Raw genomic sequence first — 350 nt, 5'->3', positions numbered from 1 at the left:
ATTACTTTTTCCATAGCTCTCTCCTCCTTAATTAAACAACAAGTATAAGTTTTTCAGCAGCTCTAGTGATAGCTGTATAAAGCCATCTATGATGTGTTTCATGATTTAGTACTTCGTTTATTACAACAACATTGTCCCATTGTGATCCTTGAGATTTATGACAAGTGATTGCGTACCCAAAATCAAAACGATTGTAATCAGATTCATCATAGGGCAATAATTTAAAGCCTGGATTCCCTATTGAATCATTTGGAATATAAAGTTCTTTGAAAAGTTCATCTGTAAAGTCTGGCCTAAAATCAATAACTGTTGACTCATATTTAGGATCCCTTTTAATGTCATCACTGCTG

At 33.4% G+C, this 350-nt stretch carries 1 protein-coding gene; it reads right to left on the bottom strand.

The window, feature by feature from the left end; all coding sequences use genetic code 11:
* Positions 1 to 31: 31 nt before the first annotated feature.
* On the bottom strand, positions 32 to 350 hold a 319-nt coding region (locus tag R0J92_RS22045; RefSeq protein ID WP_411053221.1), incomplete at its 5' end, for an ATP-binding domain-containing protein.

Origin of the sequence: Tritonibacter sp. SIMBA_163, assembly GCF_046535935.1 — a bacterium.
Taxonomy (GTDB): domain Bacteria; phylum Pseudomonadota; class Alphaproteobacteria; order Rhodobacterales; family Rhodobacteraceae; genus Epibacterium; species Epibacterium scottomollicae.
The sequence above is the reverse complement of the archived record's forward strand: the minus strand, read 5'-3'. Positions and strand labels throughout refer to the sequence as shown.